The organism is Actinoplanes sp. NPDC048796 (assembly GCF_040650035.1).
Lineage (GTDB): Bacteria > Actinomycetota > Actinomycetes > Mycobacteriales > Micromonosporaceae > Actinoplanes.
This window is the reverse complement of the sequence record NZ_JBEZGO010000010.1, coordinates 219,433-238,323: the sequence shown is the minus strand read 5'-3', so window position 1 is coordinate 238,323 and position 18,891 is coordinate 219,433. Positions and strand designations below refer to the sequence as shown.

Here is an 18,891-nt window from a genome sequence, read left to right as displayed (position 1 = left end):
GAGTTCTAGCGGGTGGGGAAGTAGTTGCCGTAGATGTGGAGGCGCTTGTTTTCGTTGCCGACGGTGGTGTCGGCGAAAGCCTCGTACGTGTCCCGGGTGGCGTCGCGGTCGGCGATGGCGCCGTTGTAGCGGGCCGTGAAGACGTACGCGCCGGCTGGGAGGGTTTCGCCCTTGGCCAGCGTGAAGCGGTAGAGCAAGGCGCCGTCGTCGCGGGTCAGGGTGGCGTTGACGCGGGGGTCGGGGGAGGTGACCTGGCCGGTGGTCAGGCCGGTGGCGGGCTCCAGGCGCAGGACCAGATCGAGGGTGGTCAGGGCGGTTCCGGCTTTCAGGGTGACCTGGCTTTGGCCGTCGGCCACGACCGAGCCGTCAGACCACAACGTGCCCTTCTCGATCTGGGTGTCGCCGGGGTGGCCGCGTACCTCCGCCGTGCCGGTGGAAGGGATGACCGGCGGCGAGGTGGGCGGAGGCGACGACTTGGGCGGCCGCGTCGTCGCGGTGGCGGTGGCGGCGGGCGACCGCGTCGCGGACGGGGTGGTGGGCGACGGCGCCGGGGACGGGGTGGTGGGCGCCGGGGACGTGGTGGTGGGCGCGGCGGCCGGTGGCGGAGCGGCCGGTGGGGCCGGGTCGTGTTCGCCGGCCAGGGCCCACTGGGCCACGCCGCCCAGGCCCAGGACCGTGGTCACGGCCGCGGCGGCGCCGGCCAGGCGGAGGCGGCGGCCCCGGGGGGACGAGGTGGCCGCGCGGTTGGCCGCCATGCGGTTCAGCATCGCCGTACGGTCGGGGGTGTGTTCCGCGCCCGCCCGCTGGAGTTCGGAGCGGAGGAAGTCCTCGGTCACCGGGCCACCTCCCATCCGCCGAGCTGGTCGGGCAGCCGCAGGTCGTCCAGCAGCTCGGCGAGCTGCTTGGCGCCGCGTGAGGTCTGGCTCTTGACCGTGCCGACGGCGATGCCGAGGATGTCGGCCACCTCCTGTTCCGGCAGGTCGAACGCGTACCGCAGCACCACGCAGGCCCGCCGCCGGTAGGGCAGCCGGCGCAGGGCGCTGCGCACGTCGAGGACCGTGGGCACGTCCGGCGCGGGCTTCGGGCGCGGGAAGCCGAGCAGGTCGAGGCCGCGGCGGGACCGGCCCTGGCGGCGGATCCAGTTCTTGGCCAGGTTGGCGACGATCCCCTTGGCGTACGCGGCGGGGTCGTCCGCGGCCGCGACCCGTTCCCAATGCCGCCACACCTCGGTGAGCGCGTCCGCCGCGAGGTCGTCGGCGGCGGTGGGGTCGCCGGTCAGCAGGTAGGCCAGGCGGGACAGCTCGACGTGGTGGGCCTCGAAGAAGGCGTGGAAGGCCTGCTCGCGCACGGCACCGCCCTCCCGAAGATCCGAAGGCCCGACGATAGAAGGCCTCGCGAGCGCCGGGCAAGCCGGGTTCCGCTCTTGTGGCCCGTTTCCCTACTTTTCGCCGTTTCGCTGCCGATGGGGCCTGTGGAGGAGGGGTGCATGGGTCGCGATCCGGGCGCGGACGAGGGGTTCACCATCATCGAGACGGTGACGGCGCTGACCCTCGTGATGATCACGATGGCCGCGGCCGTGCCGTTCTTCATCTCCAGCTTCCAGGCCGTCGCGCGGCAGCGGAACCAGCAGAACGCGGTCCAGCTGGCCAACATGGCGATCGAGCAGGTCCGTGGGCTCAAGGGCAGCTCGCTGTTGACCGGCCGCAGCGCGATCAAGGTCAAGCAGCAGTTCAGCGCGGCCCCGGCGATCGTGCAGCCCTATCTGGCGAAGACGTTCGCCTCCTCCGACCCGCTGCTCGGCGCCACCGCCACCTCCGGTGACGACGCCGCCGTACCGACCGAGACCCGGACCCTGCTGTGGGACGGTGTCAACTTCGACCGCACCATCTATGTCGGCTCCTGCGACGTGCGCGTCAGCGGCGACTGCGTCGGCTACGACCCGGACAAGAACCCGCCGTCGTGGCTCAACACCCCGGACGACCTCCAGTTCTTCCGGGTCGTGGTGCTGCTCGAGTGGAACAACAGAGCCTGCGGCTCGGGCCGCTGCCAGTACGTCACCTCGACGCTGGTGGCGCGGGCCGCGGAGCCGACGTTCGACATCTACCGGCCGTCGCCGACGGGGCCGAAGCCGCAACAGACCGCCGTGTTCTACAAGGGCTTCGACCGGTCGGTCGAGCTGAAGGTCGAGGGCGGCCAGCTGCCCAACACCTGGAGTGTGGTCGACCCGCTGCCGGCGGGATTGACCCTGGCCGGGAACGGTTTCGTCACCGGCGCCACGACCGCCGGGCCGCTCATCCAGGACTACCGAGTGAAGGTCACCGAGGCGCCGCCGCAGGAGCGCAACGTCACGTTCCCGGTCACCTTCCAGATCGTGCTGATGCCGACGGTGACGGTGGCGACCACGAGCAGCCGGGCCGGCGATCCGGTCTCCGTGCAGGCGACCGCGGCGAACGGCTGGGGGACGAAGACCTTCACGGCGGACGGCCTGCCCCCGGGGCTCGACATCTCCGACACCGGACTGATCACCGGGACCGCGACGGCGGACGGCACCTATCCGGTCACGGTCACGGTGACTGACGAGAACCAGGTCACCGGGACGACGAAATTCAACTACGTCGTCTATCCCGGCCTCGCCCTGGCCGCGGTGCCCGACCAGACGGTGGCCCTGGGTTCGGCGGTCAGCATCAGTCCGGTGGCCTCCGGCGGCTACGGCACTTACACGTACGCCGTGACCAATCTGCCCGTCGGGGTGACCCCGAATACGAGCACCGGCGTCATCTCCGGTGTCGCCACCGTGCCGGGCCGCTACCTTCCGGCGATCACGGTCACCGACGCTCTCGGCAACAAGGCGACGCAGTCGTTCGTGCTGACCATCACGACGACGACGCTGCTCTCCTTCACCTCGCCCGACCCGCTCGCACCGGACCAGACATCGCCCGCCGGCAAGCAGGTGAACCTCAAGGCCACCGACAACGGATCGGTGCTCGGCCTGAGCCCGCGCATCACGGCGACCGGCCTGCCGCCGGGGCTCGAGCTCAACCCCTCGTCGGGCAACATCAGCGGCAAACCGGACACACCTGGTACGTACGTCGTCACGCTGACCTCGGCGAACCTGCTGCCGCCGCAGACGTCGGTCCTCACCTTCGTCTGGACGATCACGTGAACGCTGAGCGGGAAGAGAAGGACGGCGGCTACAGCCTGCTGGAGCTGATCGTCGCCATGGGGATCATGAGCGTGGTCCTGGTGGTGGTCTTCGGGGGCATCATGCAGGTGTACTCGGCCGTCAACCGTACGGAAGGCACGTCCTTCGCCCGTGACCAGGTCGCGGCCGCCTTCCGCCGGCTGGACACCCAGTTGCGGTACGCGAGCTGGGTGTCCCTCAAAGCGGAGGTGCCCGTCGGCGGCCGCTACTACCTGGAGTTCGCCCTGCCCACCGGGTGCCGTCAGCTCGTCTTCGACAAGGACGTGCTCACCCTGGCCAGCTGGACGGCGCCGGGCAGCCCGGGGAAGGCCACGGTCGTCGCCGGCGAGCTGGCGCAGATGCCGGACACGCCGCCCTTCACGGTGATCACCCCGACCCAGCAGCCGTACGCCACGGCCAGCGCCGGCGCCGACGCCATGGGTTCCGGTTACACGCCCGAGTTCTACCAGATCCGGCTGCGTCTCAACGCCACCGTCGGCACGACGACCATCCCGTTCGACACGCTGTTCAGCGCGGAGAACACCACGCGTAACACCAACTCGGAGAACCCGTGCAGCAGCGGGAGGCCGGCGTGATCAGGATCCCCCGGACCGACGAGCGCGGCTCGATGCCGATGGCGCTGCTCATCATCACGATCGTCCTGGCCATGTCGGCCGTGATCGCCCCGGTCGTGCTGCGGCAGATCACCTCGACCCGCAACCTGCAGGACCGCAACAGCGCGCTCAACGCCGCCCAGGCCGGCATGGACATGATGATGGCCAAGGTGCGGGCGGCCGCGAAGATGACGGACAAGGGCGTGAACAGCGGCCTGTTGGAAAACCTCCCCGGTTGTACGCTCTCCGGCGACGCGATGGTGCCCGGCACGACCGAGAGCTTGAAGTACGAGGTGTCGCTGGCCTATTTCGACCAGGAGAGCAAGCCGCTGTCGTGCCCGCCGACCAGCGTGCCGACGACCGCCGCGGTGACGTCGACCGGCACCAGCCGGAAGGTGAGCCGGACGCTGACCGCGACGTATCTCTTCACCACCAGCAACACCAACATTCCCGGTGGTCAGCTGCGCATCGACAGTGTTCCGGCCGGGGTGAAAGGCACCCAGTGCATCGACGCCGGGCCGAGCCGGTCACCGGTCGCCGGCACGAAGCCGACGATGCAGGCTTGCGACGGCAGCAGCCGCCAGCAGTTCGGTTACACCGAGGACCTCTACCTCAAACTGATCAACTCGGAGTCGTCGGACAACAAGGCCAACTACGGAATGTGCCTGGACTCGGGCTCGGCCCATAAGAGCGGCGACCCGGTCGTGTTCGGTCCGTGCCCCGCGAGCCAGGACTCGAAGTTCGCGTATCGGACGTTCCAATGGGCGCTGGACGGCACCAGCCGTTTCACCGTGACCAATCTGACGAAGGGGACGGCGGACTCCTCGCTCTGTATGAACGTGACGACCCCGGCCGCCACGAGCGGTGGCATCTCCATAGGACGATGTATCGAGTCGGACAACAAGACCATTGACTACACCAGGTATATCTGGCGATCGGGCGCGGGCGTCGGCACCGGCATGGCCGGGGACGACACCGCCCAGCTCGTCAACTACGCACAGTTCAGCCGATGCCTCGACGTGACCGATCAGAGTTACGGCTCGACGTACATGATCGCCTGGTTCTGCAAGCAATCGCCGAACGGCGTCGTCGACTGGAACCAGCGGTGGGTCCACCCGGTGCCGACCCCGCCAGCGGTCTACAAGACGGGCCCGATCGTCGTTACGTACCTCCGGAAAGGGTATGAAAGCGACAAGAATTACAACAAGCCTTTCTGTCTCAAGTCGCCCCTCAATACAGCGGCGAACGCCTACACCACTGTGGTGCGCTGCGACCCGGACGCCACGGTGATACCACCCGAGCTGCAGTGGACCGTCTACCACGCCACCGGCGACTACGGGACGAGCTACCGGATCAAGGACTCCGCCGGCTTCTGCCTGACCCCGACCGACCAGAACGCGAAGCCGCGGGACGTGCACGGGGACGGCACGAGCAAGGTGAAGGTGGCCGTCTGCAACAGTTCCGAGCTGCAGAAGTGGAACGCTCCGGCGAACATCAGCAAGCCGACGCCGCTGACCGATCTGATCGAGAAGTAATAAGTCTATTGAACATGTAGGAATGCTGGGTATGCTCCCGGCCATGGACGCATCGACATGTATTCAGCCGTGAGCGCGGTTCCGCTCACGCTGGACGGGGTGGGCAAGGCGTTCACGGCCGACCGGCGGCGGCGACCCGTGCTGGCCGGGGTGTCGCTCGAGGTGGCCGCGGGTGAGGTCGTCGCCCTGCTCGGGCCGTCGGGGTGCGGGAAGTCGACGCTGCTGCGGCTGGCCGGTGGGCTCGACACGCCGAGTGAGGGGTCGGTCCGGGTCGGTGGCCGGGCCGTCGACGGCATCGAGCCGCGGTGTGCGGTGGTGTTCCAGGAGCCGCGGCTGCTGCCCTGGCGCACGGTCGAGAAGAACGTGGCGTACGGGCTTCCGCGCGGGGTGACCGGGGAGCGGGCGCGGCAGGAGGTCGCGCACTGGCTCGAGGTCGTCGGGCTGGCGGCGTTCGCCCGGCACCGGCCCCGGCAGATCAGCGGCGGCATGGCGCAGCGGGCCGCGCTGGCCCGCGCGCTCGCGCGGCGGCCGGGGGTGCTGCTGCTGGACGAGCCGTTCGCGGCGCTCGACGCGCTCACCCGCCTGCGGATGCAGGACCTGCTGGCCGAGGTACAGAAGGCCGCCGGAACCACCGTCCTGCTGGTCACCCACGACGTGGACGAGGCGCTGCACCTGGCCGACCGCGTGGTCCTGCTCGGCGCGAACGAGAAGGGCGGCGCGAACGAAAGGAGCGGCGGCGCGGCCGGCGTGCGGCTGATCCGGGAGGTGCCGGGGGAGCGGCCGCGGGATCGTGGTGACGCCGACCTGGCCGCGCTGCGGGTCGTGCTTCTCGGTGAGCTCGGCGTCCACACCCCCGTGCGTTTGTGATCGAGAGGATGAGCGAGATGCGGAAGATACGGGCGGCGGCCGCCGCGGTGGCGGTCACGATGCTGCTGGCCGGATGTGTCGAGGGGGAGGACGCGGGCGCCGAGCAGAGCCAGGGGGCGACGCTGCGGCTGGATTACGCGTACTACAACCCGGCCAGCCTCGTGCTGCGGGATCAGAAGTGGCTCGAGACCGAACTGGCCGGCAAGAACGTCACCGTCACGTGGCAGCTGTCGGCCGGCAGCAACAAGGCCAACGAGGCGCTGCGCGGCGACGCGATCGACGTCGGCTCGACGGCCGGGGCGGCCGCGCTGGTGGCCCGGGCCAACGGCTCGCCGATCAAGACGATCGACGTCTTCAGTCAGCCCGAATGGGCGGCCATCGTCGTCGGCCAGAACTCCCCGATCAGCTCGGTGGCCCAGCTCAAGGGCAAGAAGATCGCGGCCACCAAGGGCACCGACCCGTACTTCTTCCTGCTGCGCTCGCTGGAGAGCGCGGGACTGAAGCCGAGCGACGTCACAGTGGTGAACCTGCAGCACGCCGACGGGCGGACCGCGCTTGAGCGCGGCAACGTCGACGCCTGGTCCGGCCTCGACCCGATCATGGCGCAGAGCCAGCTCGACCAGGGCTCCAAGCTGATCTTCCGCAACATCGACTTCAACTCGTACGGAGTGTTGAACGCGACCGAGAGCTTCCTGCGGAAGCAACCCGAGCTCGCGCAGGCGGTCGTCAACGCGTACGAGCGGGCTCGCAAGTGGATCCTCGACAACCCGGACCGCGCCGTCGCGCTCTACGCCCGCGAGGCCAAGATCTCGCCCGAGGTGGCGAAGCTGGTCCTCACCGAGCGCACCGAACTCGACATCGACCCGGTGCCGGGCGCGGCCCAGAAGGCGGTCTTCGAGAAGATCCTGCCGGTCCTGGTGGCGGACGCCACCGTGAAGAGCGAGGCGTCGGCCCGGGAAGCGATCGACTCGCTGTTCGAACCCAAGTTCGCCACGGACGCGTCGTGACGCTGCTGGCCACCAAAAGGAACCTCAGGCCCGGCCGTGGCGCCGTGGGCCTGGTTCTGCCGCTGGCCCTGCTCGGTCTCTGGCAGGTGGTCGCGACCTCCGGTGTCTACTCGACCGCCCAGTTGCCGCCGCCCACCGACGTCGCGACCGCGTTCACCGAGTTGCTCGGGCGGGGCGAGCTCTGGCACCACATCGCCATCAGCACCCAGCGCGTCCTGATCGGCTTCGCGGTGGGTGGCGCCGCGGGGCTCGCCCTGGGTGGGCTGGTGGGTCTTTCCCGTACGGCGTCGGTCGCCCTCTCGCCGACCATCCAGGCCGTCCGGGCCGTGCCGTCGCTCGCGTGGGTGCCGTTGCTGCTTCTCTGGCTCGGTATCGGGGAGACGCCGAAGATCGTGCTGGTGGCGATCGGGGCGTTCTTCCCGGTCTACACGACCGTGTCGGCCGCGCTCGCGCACATCGATCCGCAGCTGGTGGAGGTCGGACGGGCGTACGGAAGGAAGGGCCTCGGTCTTCTCGGCACAGTGCTCTTCCCGGCGGCGACTCCGGCCATTCTGAGCGGCCTGCGGCTCGGTCTCGCTCAGGGGTGGCTCTTCCTGGTCGCGGCCGAGCTGATCGCGTCGTCGATGGGGCTGGGTTTCCTGCTGATCGACAGTCAGAACACCGGGCGCACCGACATCATGCTGCTCGCCATCATTTTGCTGGCGGTGATCGGCAAGCTCTGCGACACGGTGCTCGGCGTGGCCGAAAGCCGCTTGTTGCACAATTCAGGGCGTGGCAAGAGCTCTGGATGACGCGCAACCCCCGCAGGCCTCGGTCTCCGTCGATCATTTCACCAACATGTACCTGGTGAAGGACGACCCGTGGGACCTGGCGACCAAATGGCACGACCGGCGTAAGTACGCGGTGACGATGGCGAGCCTGCCTCGCGAGCGCTACCGGCGCTGCTACGAGCCGGGCGCCTCGATCGGCCTCCTCACCCGGATGCTGGCCGAGCGCTGTGACGAGGTGCTGGCGGTCGACTCGGTCGCCGAAGCCGTGGCCGCGGCCCGGGACAGCCTGGCCGACCTGCCGAACGTCCGCTACGAGCAAGCCAACCTGCCGGCCGGCCTGCCCGAGGGCACGTTCGATCTGATCGTCGTCGGCGACCTGCTCTACTACCTGTCCGCCGAGGACCTCGACCGGCTGCTCGACGGGCTCGTCGAGCGGCTGGAACCGGGCGGCGACCTCGTCTCGGTCCACTTCAGCAACCGGGCCGACGGCGGCAACTACGACGGCTTCAACGTGCACGCGGCGCTGGCCGCGCGGCCCGGGCTCGAGCGGCTCGTGCACCACGACGACGAGTGGTTCCTGCTGGACGCGTTCCGCCGCCGGTGACGCCCGGCCCGTGACGCCCGGCACAGTGTCGAGGTAAGGACCGCGGAGTAGGTTCAAACATGAACCTACTTTTCGGGAGGAACCCCACCATGGCGCCAGCGCTGTCGCTGCTCGACCTCGCGCCCATCTCCGCCGGTCAGACCGCGCGGGACAGCTTCGAGGCGAGCGTCGAGCTCGCCCGCGCCGCGGAGCGCAGCGGGTACCGCCGGGTCTGGTACGCCGAGCACCACAACATGCCGACGATCGCGTCGTCGGCCACCAGCGTGGTGATCGGCTACGTCGCCGCGCACACCTCGACGATCCGGCTCGGCGCCGGTGGGATCATGCTGCCCAATCATTCGCCGCTGGTCATCGCCGAGCAGTTCGGCACCCTGGCGACGCTGTTCCCGGGCCGGATCGACCTCGGCCTGGGACGCGCGCCGGGCAGCGACCAGAACACGATGCTGGCGCTGCGCCGCGACAACAGCTCGGCCGACTCGTTCCCGGCGGACGTGCAGGAACTTCAGGGATACCTGAACGGCCGCTCGCGGGTCCCGGGCGTGCAGGCGGTGCCGCGCGCCGACGAGGTCGTGCCGCTCTACATCCTCGGCTCGTCGCTGTTCGGCGCCAACCTGGCCGCGCAGCTGGGCCTGCCGTACGCGTTCGCCTCGCACTTCGCCCCGGACGCCCTGCACACCGCGGTGACCGTCTACCGCGAGAAGTTCCGCCCGTCCGACCAGCTCGACCAGCCGTACGTGATCGCCGGCATGAACGTCTTCGCGGCCGACGACCGGGCGACGGCCGAGGAGCAGAGGACGACCGCCTACCGGGCGCGGACGCGCTCGATGCTGACCCGGGGCGCGCGCGGCGCGAACTTCACCGACGCCGAGATCGACGCCTTCCTGGCCTCGCCGAACGGCGCGTCGCTGGCCGCGATGACCCGCTACACCGCCACCGGCACCGCCGACGAGGTGGCCGACCAGCTGAATGCCTTCGCCGCCTCGGTCGGCGCGGACGAGCTGATCGTGGCCCACCACGCCTCCGATCTGGCCGACCGGATCCATTCGATCGAGCTCACCGGCAAAAGCCGATAGCAGTGGCGATTGTCACTGTTGACTCTTTGTTTCGGTTGTTGAAACCCTGCGCTACGAACGCTCCGTCATTGTGATGCGGGCCTCTCGCAAATCGGGCCAAGACGCGCTTTCACGACAGTGTTCCCGGCCACTGACCTGCGCACACTCAGGTAATTCAAAATCGAACGTCCTAAGATCGGTGGGTAACCGACGGGGCGAGGGGTGAAGCGAAGCTATGGTCGACCGACCGATCCGCGAATGGAACGGCCTGACCATTCCCGACCCGGGCGTCTATGTGCTCGACGAGGCCCACAAACGGCTCGGCTTCCTCGCCCAGCACATGATGGTCAGCCCGATCCGGGGTGAGTTCGCGCGGGGCACCGCCACGATTGTCATCGGTGAGGACCCGGCCCGCTCGTCGGTGACCGCGTCCATCGAGGCGGCCAGCATCACCACGCACAACCCGGACCGCGACACGCACCTGTCCAGCCCCGACTTCCTCGACGTCGAGAATTACCCGACGCTGGAGTACCGCAGCACCGGGGTGCAGTGGCCGGAGACCAACGACGCGATCTTCCAGTGGGCCCGGCTGCGCAACAACCCGCTGACCCGGCGGGCCGGCGCGTCCGAGATCCCGGCGGCGGCCAAGTCCAACGGCAAGTTCGTGGTCAACGGCCTGCTGACCATCCGCGACGTGACCCGCCCGGTCGACCTTCAGGTCGAGTACGGCGGGGCGCGCCGCGACCCGTACGGCCGCGACATCTTCGGCTTCAGCGCGACGGCGCAGTTCGAGCGCGAGGACTTCGGCCTGGTCTGGAACGTGGCCCTGGAGACCGGCGGTTTCCTGGTCGGCAAGACCGTGAAGATCGAGATCGCCGGCGAGGCGTTCGCCGAGGCTAACGCGTCCTGAACGCCCTCCGGTAGCTCTGCGGAGTGGTTCCGACGATCCGCTTGAAGCGGTCCCGGAACGCGGTCGGTGAGCCGAAGCCGACCTCGGCACCGATCCGGTCCACCGGCCGGACGGTCGTCTCCAGCAGGTGCTGCGCCCGGCGGATCCGGGCCCGGTGCAGCCACTGCAGCGGTGTCGTGCCGGTGTGCTCGCGAAAACGGCGGTTCAGCGTACGGGCGCTCAGGCCGGCCTTGGCCGCGATGTCGTCGAGCGTCAGATCGGCCGGCGCGTCCCGCTCCAGCCACAGCAGCAGCGGTTCCAGCGCCGAGCCGCGCGGGGCGGGCGGCCGCTCGGGCACGATGAACTGGGCCTGGCCGCCCTCGCGTTCCAGCGGCATCACCGACAGCCGGGCGGCGTCGGCCGCCACCGCCGAGCCATGGTCGCGGCGTACCAGATGCAGGCAGAGGTCGAGGCCGGCGGCGGCGCCGGCCGAGGTCAGGAACTGGCCCTCGTCGACGTAGAGGACGCCCGGGTCGAGGTCGACGGCGGGGAACATCGCCCGGAAGGTCTCGGTGCCGGCCCAGTGGGTGGTCGCCCGCCGCCCGTCCAGCAGGCCGGTCGCGGCCAGGACGAAGGCGCCGGCGCAGATGGAGGCGATCCGGGTGCCGCGACTCGCGGCCGTCCGCAGCGCGGTCACCACTTGCGGGGGTACGGGGTGGGCGGGCTCGCTGACGCCCGGAACGATGATCGTGTCGGCGGTGTCCAGCGCGTCCAGGCCGTACGGGGCGGAGACCGTGAAGTAGCCCGCGCTGACCCGCGGCGAGGGCGCGCACACGCGTACGGCATAAGGGGTCGACCCATCGCCCAGCCGCACCCGGGCGAAGACCTCGAGCGGCGTCGCCAGGTCGAAGGGGATGACGTCGTCGAGGGCGAGAACCGCGATCCGGTGCATGGTTGGCGATTATCCGTTGAGGTGTGGCATTCCTGCCACTGTCACCGGCCCGGTCCCGCCCATACGGTCGATGATCGTGACAAAGCTCCTGCTCTCGCTCCACGTCCTGGCCGCCATCGTGGCCATCGGCCCGGTCACCGTGGCCGCCAGCATGTTCCCGGCGGCGCTGCGCCGCGACGACCACGCGCAACTGGCCACCCTGCACCGGATCTGCCGCGTCTACGCCGTACTCGGGCTGGCCGTCCCGGTCTTCGGTTTCGCGACGGCCAGCGCCCTGGGCGTGCTCGGCGACGCGTGGCTCCTGGTGTCGATCGCGCTGACCGCCGTCGCCGCCGCCGTGCTCGGCTTCGCGATCCTGCCCGCCCAGGCGGCCGCGGTCGCCGGCCGGCCCACCGTGCCGGCCCGCCTCGGCACGACCTCGGGCGTCTTCAACCTGCTGTGGGCGACGGTCGTGGTCCTGATGATCGTCCGCCCCGGCTCCACGACGGGAGCGTGACCCGTGCTGCTGCGCGCCGCCGCCCGCATCGAACTGATCACCCTGCTGCTGATGCTGCTCAACCTGGCCACCATCCACGCCCGGCCGGTCACGCAACTGCTGGGACCCCTCCACGGCTGCTCATACCTGCTGGTCATCGGCGCGACGCTGGCCGCCACCCGCCGAGCGCGGCCCCGGCTGCTGGCCCTCGTCCCGGGAGTCGGCGGGCTGCTGGCCGCCCGGTTCTCCTCAACCGGCCCTCCGGCGGACCGATCGGAATCCCTGGGGCGGTGAGTGGCCGCCCGCGAGGGGAGGGCACGTGCTGCGTCGCGATCCCCCGCTGCGGGCCTACGCCGGGTGGACCGCGCTCGCTCTCGTGCTGTTCCTCCTGCTCGAGGGCCGGACCGGTTGGCAGGTGCGCGTCTTCTGGGCGTTCCAGCCGCCGTTGGATCTGGCGCTGGCCCTCTGCTCGTGGCGGGTGGCGCAGTTGGCCACCGGCCCGATCCGCCGTTTCTGGCGGGTCATGGTGGTCGTGGGCGCGCTGTTCGTCGTCGGCGACACGTGGCAGGCGGTCGCCACCTGGCGGCCCGGCGCGTGGTCGACCACGGGCGGCACCGTGCAGACGGTCTGCTTCGGCGTCGGCCTGACCGCGGTGGTGACGGCGATGCTCCGGCACCCGCAGCCCGGCCGCACCGGCCGCGAACGTCTGACATTCTGGCTCGACGCGGCCACGGTGCTGGTCGCCGGCGGCGTGGTCGGCTGGTGCGTGCTGGCCGTGCCCGGCCAGTACAGCCGCCCCGACGTGCTGGCGGTGCTGGCGGCGACCGGCGTGTGCGTCACGGCGGCGTTCTCGGCGGTCAAGATGATCCTCAGCGGCAACGCCCCCATGCACCGGCTCGCGGCGATCCCGATGGTCGGCTCGGCGGTGGTGATGAGCGCCGGCGCCTTCCTGGCGTCCGACTTCTACATCGTCCGTTTCCTGCCGACACTGCTCATCGCCATGGGCCCCCGCATCCAGCAGATCCTGGCCGGCGCCGACCGCACGGCCTTCGGCGAGAGACGGAAAAAGCCTTACAGCTTCTTGCCGTACGGCGCGATGGTCGTGGCCTTCGGCGCGCTGGTCTTCGCGTTGACGGACGGTGTGGGCCCCCGGTCGTGGGGTGTGGTGGCCGGCCTGGCCCTGATCTGCGGCCTGGTGGCGGTGCGGCAGCTGGCCGCCTTCCACGACAACGTGGAACTGATCGACCAGCTGCGCGAACACCAGGTGCGCCTGCACCGTCAGGCCCACTTCGACGGCTTGACCGGCTTGGCCAACCGCACCCACTTCCACGAGCGGCTGGCCGAGGCGCTGCCCGCGGACCAGTTGTCGGTGCTGCTGGTCGACCTGGACGGCTTCAAATCCGTGAACGACACCATGGGCCACGCCGCGGGCGACACCTTGCTGCTGGCCGTGGCGGAGAAGCTTCAGGCCCAGATCCGCCGGTCCGACCTGGCCGCCCGCCTGGGCGGCGACGAGTTCGCGCTCCTCCTGCCCGACTGCACGGAAGCCGAGGCGGAGGCCACCGCGTCGCGAATCCTGGCCGCCTTGAAGACGCCGGTCCTGATCGACGGCACCCCGGTGACAGCAGCCGCCAGCATCGGCGTGGCAGGCGCTTCCCCCACCTCGACGGTGACGTCACTGCTCCACGACGCCGACCTGGCGATGTACGCGGCCAAGCGCCAGGGCAAGGGCACGTGGCAGCGCCACCCGGATAGCCCGCCGGTCAGAAGGTGACGACGATGGCGACGGCGGGCGGCCGCTTGATGCGGAAGAGCCGGCTGAACGCGGCGCCGATGCGCGCCGTGATGTAGCGGCCGGCCAGGAGCCGCCGAGCGCGCTCGGTTTCGGAGGGCGGCAGAACCACAGCGGTGGCCGCGACGGCCCGCGCGCCGGCCGGCACCTTGCCGCGAATGTCACAAGGCGTCACCTCGACGCGCGGATTGTTCCGAATGCGCTTGACTTTCCAGGCGTCCGCCAGCGACACCGTGGTCAGGGTGTCGCCCTCGGACACCTGCCACACCGCGGTGGCCACCGGAGTGCCATCCTTGCGGAAGGTGACCAGGCTGACCTGCTTGCTACGGGCGATCTCCGCCGGAACCTTCATGTCGCGCCTCCCCGCCATCCAACTCGGACGTCCCAGTCGCCGCCATCCTAGACGCCCGCCCCGCCCGCACGTGGTGGCCCGCCGCCACACCCACGGCAGCCGACCACTGCACCCCGCACGCACGCGCTTGGCGGCTGTCCCCCGCTGCGCCCGCGCGCTTGGCGGCTGGCCCACTAGCGCATGGCGGCTGGCCCGCCACGGCCCCACGAGCGCCTGCCGGCTGGCCACGCCGCGCATGGTGGCCAGCCCAATGCGCCCAGCGTTTGGTGGCTGGACCCCTCACGGGCATGGCGGCTGACCCGCCGCGGCTCCACGAGCGCCTGGTGGCTGGCCACGCCGCGCATGGTGGTCGGCCCGCTGCGCCGAGCGTTTGGCGGCTGGCCCTCTCTCGGGCATGGCGGCTGACCCGTCACGGCTCCACGAGCGCCTGGTGGCTGGCCACGCCGCGCATGGTGGTCGGCCCGCTGCGCCCAGCGTTTGGCGGCTGGCCCTCTCTTAGGCATGGCGGCTGGGCCGCCGCGCCTCCACGAGCGCCTGGTGGCTAGCCCATCCACGCATGGCGGCCGGCCCGCGGCACCCCGCCCCGCATGATGGCTGGTCCGTTACGGCCCGCGCGTGTGGCGACCGGCCCGCGCGTGTGGTGTCAGCGGCGGCTGAAAATTGCTCCCGGACGACGCGCGAGTTCCAGGTCGCCCGGGGGTCAGTTTTCACGCGTCGCCAACGTGTGGAGACGGGGCTGGGCGTGTGGCGATCAGCCCGCGCGCTCAGAGTGGTTGGCCGTTGCGCTCGTCCGACGGATGCCGACGGATCCGTTGCGCCCCGCGGGCCCGGCCGCTGGCCCGCTGCGCCTGCTGTGCGCGCTGCCCGTTGCGGTCCGCGTTTGGCGGCTCAGTCTCGTGCTCATGGCGGCTGGAGCGGTGCGCGCGGATGAGGGCTGGAGCGATGCCGCGTGGATGACGGCTGTTCCGTTGCGGCCCGGGCGTAGGGCCGACTGGACCGCGGCGCCCCGCCCTCGATGTGGCGGGCGGGGCGACTGTTGCGCGGTCGGGGCGTGACGGCAAGCCGCTGGCGCAGGTAATGCTGCGCGATCGAGCGGTGTGATGCCGCTAAGCGGTGTGACTTGGTGGAGCGGGCGGTGGGGCCGGACATGCCGCTGTGGTTGGTGGGGCTTGGGGCGGTAGGGCTTAAAGCGCCGGCGCTTGGGGCGGTGAGGCTGAGGTGGGGGGCTTCGGGCGGTGGGGCTTGAGGCGCCGGCGCTTGGAACGGTGGGGCTTGGGGCGGTGGGGCTTGGGGCGGTGGAACGTCGTTGTGGCTTGGGGGAGTGGGGCGGTGTGTGGCCGGGGAGGCGGTGGGTTGGGGTTACGCGTTGGCGGCGGCTGCTAGGGATTCGACGGTTTCGGGGGTGAAAGGGCTGCCGGGGAACATGCCCAGGCGGTTCAGGGGGAGGCCGCCCAGCAACTGGAGCATGGCGGGGTCGGCGGTCTGGGCGGCCAAGCCTGAAGTGGCGTTGGCGAAAGCCTTGCGGAGCAGGTCGGCGCCCTTGGGGTTGGCGAACCACTCGGCGATGGTGGAGTCGGCGGTCAAGGGCCACTGGGAGTCGGGGTCGGCGTCGATGGTGGCCAGGACGGCGCCGCGCAGGTCGCGGGAAGAGGCGCCGACGGCGAAGTGGTATTCGCCGCCCTCCACCACCCAGCGGGACAGGCGCTCGTCCCAGTAGGCCAGGTCGTCGCGGGGGACGGTCAGGGTCACCGTTTCCGTGGCGCCGGCGGCGATCGGGACGTTGGCGAAGGCCTTCAGCTCGCGCGGGGCGCGTCGCACCCGGGAGTGGGTGACCTCCATGTAGACCTGCACCACCTCGCGGCCGTCGCGGTCGCCGGTGTTCGTGACGTCGACGGTGATCTCGACGCGGTCGGCGGTCACGGTGGCGGACGGCATGCCGTACTCGAAAGTGGTGTAGGACAGGCCGAAGCCGAAGGGGTAGGCCACCTCCTGCTCGCGGGCGTCGAAGCCGCGGTAACCGACATGCAGGCCTTCGCCGTAGCGGACGTGGCCGGCCTCGCCCGGGAAGTCCAGGAAGGACGGGTGGTCGGCCAGTTTGAGCGGGATCGTCTCGGTGAGCCGGCCCGACGGGTTGACCCGGCCGAACAGCACGTCGGCGATGGCGCTGCCGCCGGCCTGGCCGAGCAGCCACGCCTCGATGATGCCGGGAACCGCTGTGTCCCACGGGGTGGTGCGGACGACCGCGCCGTTCGACAGGATGACGATCGTGCGCGGGTTGGCCGCGGCGACCTTCTCGACCAGCGCGCGGTGCGGGGCCGGCAGGTCGAGGCTGTCACGGTCGGAGCCCTCGGTCTCCTGCTTCGAACCGACGAAGACCAGCGCCACGTCGGCGCTCGCGGCGGCGGCGACGGCCTCGTCGAGCAGGGCCTCGTCGATCTGGTTCTCGTCGGCGCCGTAGCCGGGCGCGAACGTCACGGTGGCCGACGACGACGCGGTGATCTCGGTGAGGGCGTCGTCGAGGCGGGTCGGGGTGATCTGGGAGCTGCCGCCGCCCTGGAAGCGCGGGGTGCGGGCGTACTCACCCAGGACCGCGATGGACTGCCCCTCGGCGCGCAGCGGCAGCACGTCGCCGTCGTTCTTCAGCAGCACTATGCCCCGCGCGGCGATCTCGCGGGCCAGGGCGTGGTGGGCGTCGGCGTCGTACGGCCCAGTGGTGTCGAGCTTCGATTTCGCGACCAGGGCGGCCACCCGGTCGGCCGAGAGCTGGAGGTCGCCGGCCGCCAGCGTGCCGTCCTGGACCGCGGCGACCAGCGCGGCGTCGCCGGCCTCGTCGGGGCCGGGCATGGTCAGGTCGAGGCCGGCGTGCACGGCGGCCACCCGGTCGACCACGGCGCCCCAGTCGGAGACGACAAGGCCCTCGAAGCCCCACTCGCCGCGCAGCACGTCGGTGAGCAGCCAGCGGTTCTGCGAGGCGTGCACACCGTTGATCCGGTTGTACGAGCACATGACCGTCCACGGCTGCGATCGCGTCACCACCCGCTGGAAGGCGCGCAGGTAGATCTCGCGCAGCGTGCGCTCGTCGACGTCGGCGCTGATCGTCATGCGGTCGGTCTCCTGGCTGTTCACCGCGAAGTGCTTCAGCGACGCGCCGACACCGCGGCTCTGCAGGCCCAGCACCCACTCGGTGGCCATCACACCGCTGATCAGCGGGTCCTCGGAGAAGTACTCGAAGTTGCGGCCGCCCAGGGGAGTGCGCTTGATGTTGATGCCGGGGCCGAGCAGCACCTGCACGCCCATCGCCCGGCACTCGTCGCCCAGGGCCTCGCCCATCCGGCGCAGCAGCGACGGATCCCAGGTCGAGCCGGAGGTCACCGCCGGCGGGAAGGCCGTGGCCGGGCGGCCGGTGAGCATGTCCTCGGCGGAGCTCTGCATGCGTACGCCGTGCGGCCCGTCGGTGAGCGTGATCTGGGGGACCCCGCCGGCCTCGGTCGAGGTCCAGAAGGCGCTGCCGCTCGTCAGAGCGGCCTGGTCGGTGAGTTCCACGAGGATCCCCTTCGGTGGCCGATTTCCGGGTCAAGTCTCGCAAGGACCGGGCGGAGGCGCGGCTTACTGAGTACTTACTAGGTACAAGGTAGTCGTATGATCTTCGAAAGGAAAGAGGGAGACATGAGTCAGCCTTTTCGGCGCGACCGGGCGCGCCTGCCCGCCGCCGAGCGCCGCAAGCAGATCGTCGAGGTCACCAGCCGGCTGATCGCCGAGTACGGCTTCTGGGGCCTGTCGATGCAGGACGTGGCCGACGGCTGCGGCCTGACCGTCCCGGGCCTGCTGCATCACGTCGGCTCGAAGGAGGGGCTGCTGATAGCCGTCCTCGAGGAGCGCGACCGATCCGACATGACGGAGATGACGGGCCAGGATCTCAAGACCCTGTGTGCTTCCCTCGTGCGCCGTAACGCCCGCCAGCCTGAGATCGTCCGGCTCTTCGCCGTGCTCGACGCCGAATCGCTCGCGCCCGACCATCCGGCGCACGACTATTTCCGTACGAGGGAAAGAAGGGCGATCGCGTCGTTCACCGAGCTGGCCGGCGGCGACGAGGCGCTGGCGCGGCAGGTGGTCGCGATGATGGACGGCCTGCAGATCCAATGGCTGCGCGACCCGGCGGAAGCCGATCTCGTCAAGGCCTGGGACGACGCCGCCGAACGGCTGTTCAGCGAATAGGGCTCTTGACATCACGTCGTGAATAACGGCATCTAGGCGTAAGCCCCAGCGACATCGACGACGTGATCAAGGGGAGACGACCATGCGTATCAGCGACATTCTCCGAGTCAAAGGCGACCGTGTGGTGACGGTCGCTCCCGAGGCCGACGTGACCGAGCTGCTCACCGTCCTGGCCGAACACAAGATCGGCGCCGCGATCGTGTCGCCCGACGGGCGGGCCGTCCAGGGCATCGTCAGCGAGCGCGACGTGGTCCGGGCGCTCGCCGCGCGCGGCGCCGCGGTGCTCAGCGAGCCGGTGGCGGCGATCGCCACCACACAGGTACGCTCGGTCACCCGAACGGCCCTGCTGGAGGACGTCGAGCGGTTGATGACCGAGCGGCGGTTCCGGCACGTGCCGGTGATCGAGGACGGCGCGCTGCACGGCGTCGTCAGCATCGGCGACGTCGTGAAGCACCGGATCGACGAGCTCGAGACGGAGCGCAGCAGCCTCGCCGAGTACATCACCGGTGAACGCACCTGATCAGATTCGAAGAAGCGCGGAGCCCCCGGCCGCCACTACCGTGACGCCCATGGAGACGGAGATCCG

Annotated in this window: 19 protein-coding genes; 14 read left to right on the top strand and 5 right to left on the bottom strand. The window is 70.5% G+C overall.

All coding sequences use genetic code 11. The features are described 5' to 3' along the window. Positions 1 to 5 precede the first annotated feature (5 nt). Both AB0C26_RS34045 and AB0C26_RS34040 read right to left on the bottom strand, forming a co-directional pair. On the bottom strand, positions 6 to 836 hold the full coding sequence (locus AB0C26_RS34045) for a hypothetical protein (protein ID WP_360255983.1): 831 nt from the start codon (positions 834 to 836) through the stop codon (positions 6 to 8). Continuing rightward, on the bottom strand, positions 833 to 1,348 hold the full coding sequence (locus AB0C26_RS34040; RefSeq protein WP_360255981.1) for a SigE family RNA polymerase sigma factor: 516 nt from the start codon (positions 1,346 to 1,348) through the stop codon (positions 833 to 835). Before AB0C26_RS34040 ends, AB0C26_RS34045 begins: the two co-directional genes overlap by 4 nt. A gap of 138 nt (positions 1,349 to 1,486) precedes the next feature. On the opposite strand from AB0C26_RS34040, the gene AB0C26_RS34035 reads away from it, so the two are divergent. The 9 genes from AB0C26_RS34035 to AB0C26_RS33995 all read left to right on the top strand — a co-directional run bounded on the left by AB0C26_RS34035 (position 1,487) and on the right by AB0C26_RS33995 (position 10,540). After that, on the top strand, positions 1,487 to 3,163 hold the full coding sequence (locus AB0C26_RS34035; protein WP_360255979.1) for a putative Ig domain-containing protein: 1,677 nt from the start codon (positions 1,487 to 1,489) through the stop codon (positions 3,161 to 3,163). Next, entirely contained in the window at positions 3,160 to 3,777 is a 618-nt protein-coding gene (locus AB0C26_RS34030; RefSeq protein WP_360255977.1) for a prepilin-type N-terminal cleavage/methylation domain-containing protein, read from the top strand. The genes AB0C26_RS34035 and AB0C26_RS34030 overlap by 4 nt, the downstream gene beginning before the upstream one ends. Further along, positions 3,753 to 5,330: a hypothetical protein gene (locus AB0C26_RS34025; RefSeq protein WP_360255975.1), complete on the top strand. Its 1,578-nt coding sequence runs from the start codon at positions 3,753 to 3,755 to the stop codon at positions 5,328 to 5,330. Before AB0C26_RS34030 ends, AB0C26_RS34025 begins: the two co-directional genes overlap by 25 nt. A gap of 57 nt (positions 5,331 to 5,387) precedes the next feature. Further along, positions 5,388 to 6,197 (top strand): ABC transporter ATP-binding protein, encoded by an 810-nt coding sequence (locus tag AB0C26_RS34020; RefSeq protein WP_360255973.1) that lies wholly within the window; start codon positions 5,388 to 5,390, stop codon positions 6,195 to 6,197. Positions 6,198 to 6,214: 17 nt separating this feature from the next. Next, positions 6,215 to 7,204, top strand: coding sequence for an aliphatic sulfonate ABC transporter substrate-binding protein (locus tag AB0C26_RS34015; protein WP_360255971.1), 990 nt, complete (start codon positions 6,215 to 6,217; stop codon positions 7,202 to 7,204). Beyond that, positions 7,201 to 7,995: an ABC transporter permease gene (locus AB0C26_RS34010; protein ID WP_360255969.1), complete on the top strand. Its 795-nt coding sequence runs from the start codon at positions 7,201 to 7,203 to the stop codon at positions 7,993 to 7,995. Before AB0C26_RS34015 ends, AB0C26_RS34010 begins: the two co-directional genes overlap by 4 nt. Continuing rightward, positions 7,976 to 8,578 carry a class I SAM-dependent methyltransferase gene (locus AB0C26_RS34005; protein ID WP_360255967.1) on the top strand — a complete coding sequence of 201 codons (603 nt, stop codon included), beginning with the start codon at positions 7,976 to 7,978 and terminating at the stop codon, positions 8,576 to 8,578. The genes AB0C26_RS34010 and AB0C26_RS34005 overlap by 20 nt, the downstream gene beginning before the upstream one ends. Before the next feature lie 89 nt (positions 8,579 to 8,667). Beyond that, a complete protein-coding gene (locus AB0C26_RS34000; RefSeq protein WP_360255965.1) occupies positions 8,668 to 9,651 on the top strand; it encodes an LLM class flavin-dependent oxidoreductase in 984 nt (327 codons plus the stop codon). A 214-nt stretch (positions 9,652 to 9,865) separates the two neighbouring features. Further along, positions 9,866 to 10,540, top strand: a complete 675-nt coding sequence (locus AB0C26_RS33995) for a YceI family protein (protein ID WP_360255963.1) — start codon at positions 9,866 to 9,868, stop codon at positions 10,538 to 10,540. Here AB0C26_RS33995 and AB0C26_RS33990 read toward each other — a convergent pair. Next, positions 10,527 to 11,471: a helix-turn-helix domain-containing protein gene (locus AB0C26_RS33990; RefSeq protein WP_360255961.1), complete on the bottom strand. Its 945-nt coding sequence runs from the start codon at positions 11,469 to 11,471 to the stop codon at positions 10,527 to 10,529. The two genes, AB0C26_RS33995 and AB0C26_RS33990, sit on opposite strands and share 14 nt — an antisense overlap. 76 nt (positions 11,472 to 11,547) lie before the next feature. Here AB0C26_RS33990 and AB0C26_RS33985 point away from each other — a divergent pair, with 76 nt between their 5' ends. From AB0C26_RS33985 to AB0C26_RS33975, 3 genes are read left to right on the top strand one after another with little or no spacing between them, the layout of a single operon-like run. Then, positions 11,548 to 11,967, top strand: coding sequence for a hypothetical protein (locus tag AB0C26_RS33985; RefSeq protein WP_360255958.1), 420 nt, complete (start codon positions 11,548 to 11,550; stop codon positions 11,965 to 11,967). 51 nt (positions 11,968 to 12,018) lie between these two features. Further along, the gene (locus AB0C26_RS33980) at positions 12,019 to 12,240 is read left to right on the top strand and encodes a DUF3817 domain-containing protein (protein ID WP_360256098.1); all 222 of its coding nucleotides are present in this window, start codon (positions 12,019 to 12,021) and stop codon (positions 12,238 to 12,240) included. Positions 12,241 to 12,265: 25 nt separating this feature from the next. Then, positions 12,266 to 13,720: a GGDEF domain-containing protein gene (locus tag AB0C26_RS33975; RefSeq protein WP_360255956.1), complete on the top strand. Its 1,455-nt coding sequence runs from the start codon at positions 12,266 to 12,268 to the stop codon at positions 13,718 to 13,720. Here AB0C26_RS33975 and AB0C26_RS33970 read toward each other — a convergent pair. Both AB0C26_RS33970 and AB0C26_RS33965 read right to left on the bottom strand, forming a co-directional pair. Next, entirely contained in the window at positions 13,710 to 14,090 is a 381-nt protein-coding gene (locus tag AB0C26_RS33970) for a PPOX class F420-dependent oxidoreductase (RefSeq protein ID WP_360255954.1), read from the bottom strand. The genes AB0C26_RS33975 and AB0C26_RS33970 overlap by 11 nt on opposite strands. Before the next feature lie 1,359 nt (positions 14,091 to 15,449). Further along, on the bottom strand, positions 15,450 to 17,633 hold the full coding sequence (locus AB0C26_RS33965; protein WP_360255952.1) for a glycoside hydrolase family 3 C-terminal domain-containing protein: 2,184 nt from the start codon (positions 17,631 to 17,633) through the stop codon (positions 15,450 to 15,452). Between the two features lie 123 nt (positions 17,634 to 17,756). Between AB0C26_RS33965 and AB0C26_RS33960 the strand changes: the two genes are divergently transcribed. Together AB0C26_RS33960 and AB0C26_RS33955 are read left to right on the top strand one after the other, a co-directional pair. Next, positions 17,757 to 18,305: a TetR/AcrR family transcriptional regulator gene (locus tag AB0C26_RS33960; RefSeq protein ID WP_360255950.1), complete on the top strand. Its 549-nt coding sequence runs from the start codon at positions 17,757 to 17,759 to the stop codon at positions 18,303 to 18,305. Positions 18,306 to 18,387: 82 nt separating this feature from the next. Further along, positions 18,388 to 18,825 carry a CBS domain-containing protein gene (locus AB0C26_RS33955; protein ID WP_360255948.1) on the top strand — a complete coding sequence of 146 codons (438 nt, stop codon included), beginning with the start codon at positions 18,388 to 18,390 and terminating at the stop codon, positions 18,823 to 18,825. The last annotated feature ends 66 nt before the right edge of the window (positions 18,826 to 18,891 follow it).

Excerpts from the sequence above, each read along its gene's own strand:
- AB0C26_RS33995 (WP_360255963.1), top strand. The coding sequence starts at position 9,866 with ATGGTCGACCGACCGATCCGCGAATGGAACGGCCTGACCATTCCCGAC.
- AB0C26_RS34020 (WP_360255973.1), top strand. The coding sequence starts at position 5,388 with ATGTATTCAGCCGTGAGCGCGGTTCCGCTCACGCTGGACGGGGTGGGC.
- AB0C26_RS33955 (WP_360255948.1), top strand. The coding sequence starts at position 18,388 with ATGCGTATCAGCGACATTCTCCGAGTCAAAGGCGACCGTGTGGTGACG.
- AB0C26_RS33990 (WP_360255961.1), bottom strand. The coding sequence starts at position 11,471 with ATGCACCGGATCGCGGTTCTCGCCCTCGACGACGTCATCCCCTTCGAC.
- AB0C26_RS33980 (WP_360256098.1), top strand. The coding sequence starts at position 12,019 with ATGCTGCTCAACCTGGCCACCATCCACGCCCGGCCGGTCACGCAACTG.
- AB0C26_RS33970 (WP_360255954.1), bottom strand. The coding sequence starts at position 14,090 with ATGAAGGTTCCGGCGGAGATCGCCCGTAGCAAGCAGGTCAGCCTGGTC.
- AB0C26_RS34000 (WP_360255965.1), top strand. The coding sequence starts at position 8,668 with ATGGCGCCAGCGCTGTCGCTGCTCGACCTCGCGCCCATCTCCGCCGGT.
- AB0C26_RS34035 (WP_360255979.1), top strand. The coding sequence starts at position 1,487 with ATGGGTCGCGATCCGGGCGCGGACGAGGGGTTCACCATCATCGAGACG.
- AB0C26_RS34015 (WP_360255971.1), top strand. The coding sequence starts at position 6,215 with ATGCGGAAGATACGGGCGGCGGCCGCCGCGGTGGCGGTCACGATGCTG.
- AB0C26_RS33960 (WP_360255950.1), top strand. The coding sequence starts at position 17,757 with ATGAGTCAGCCTTTTCGGCGCGACCGGGCGCGCCTGCCCGCCGCCGAG.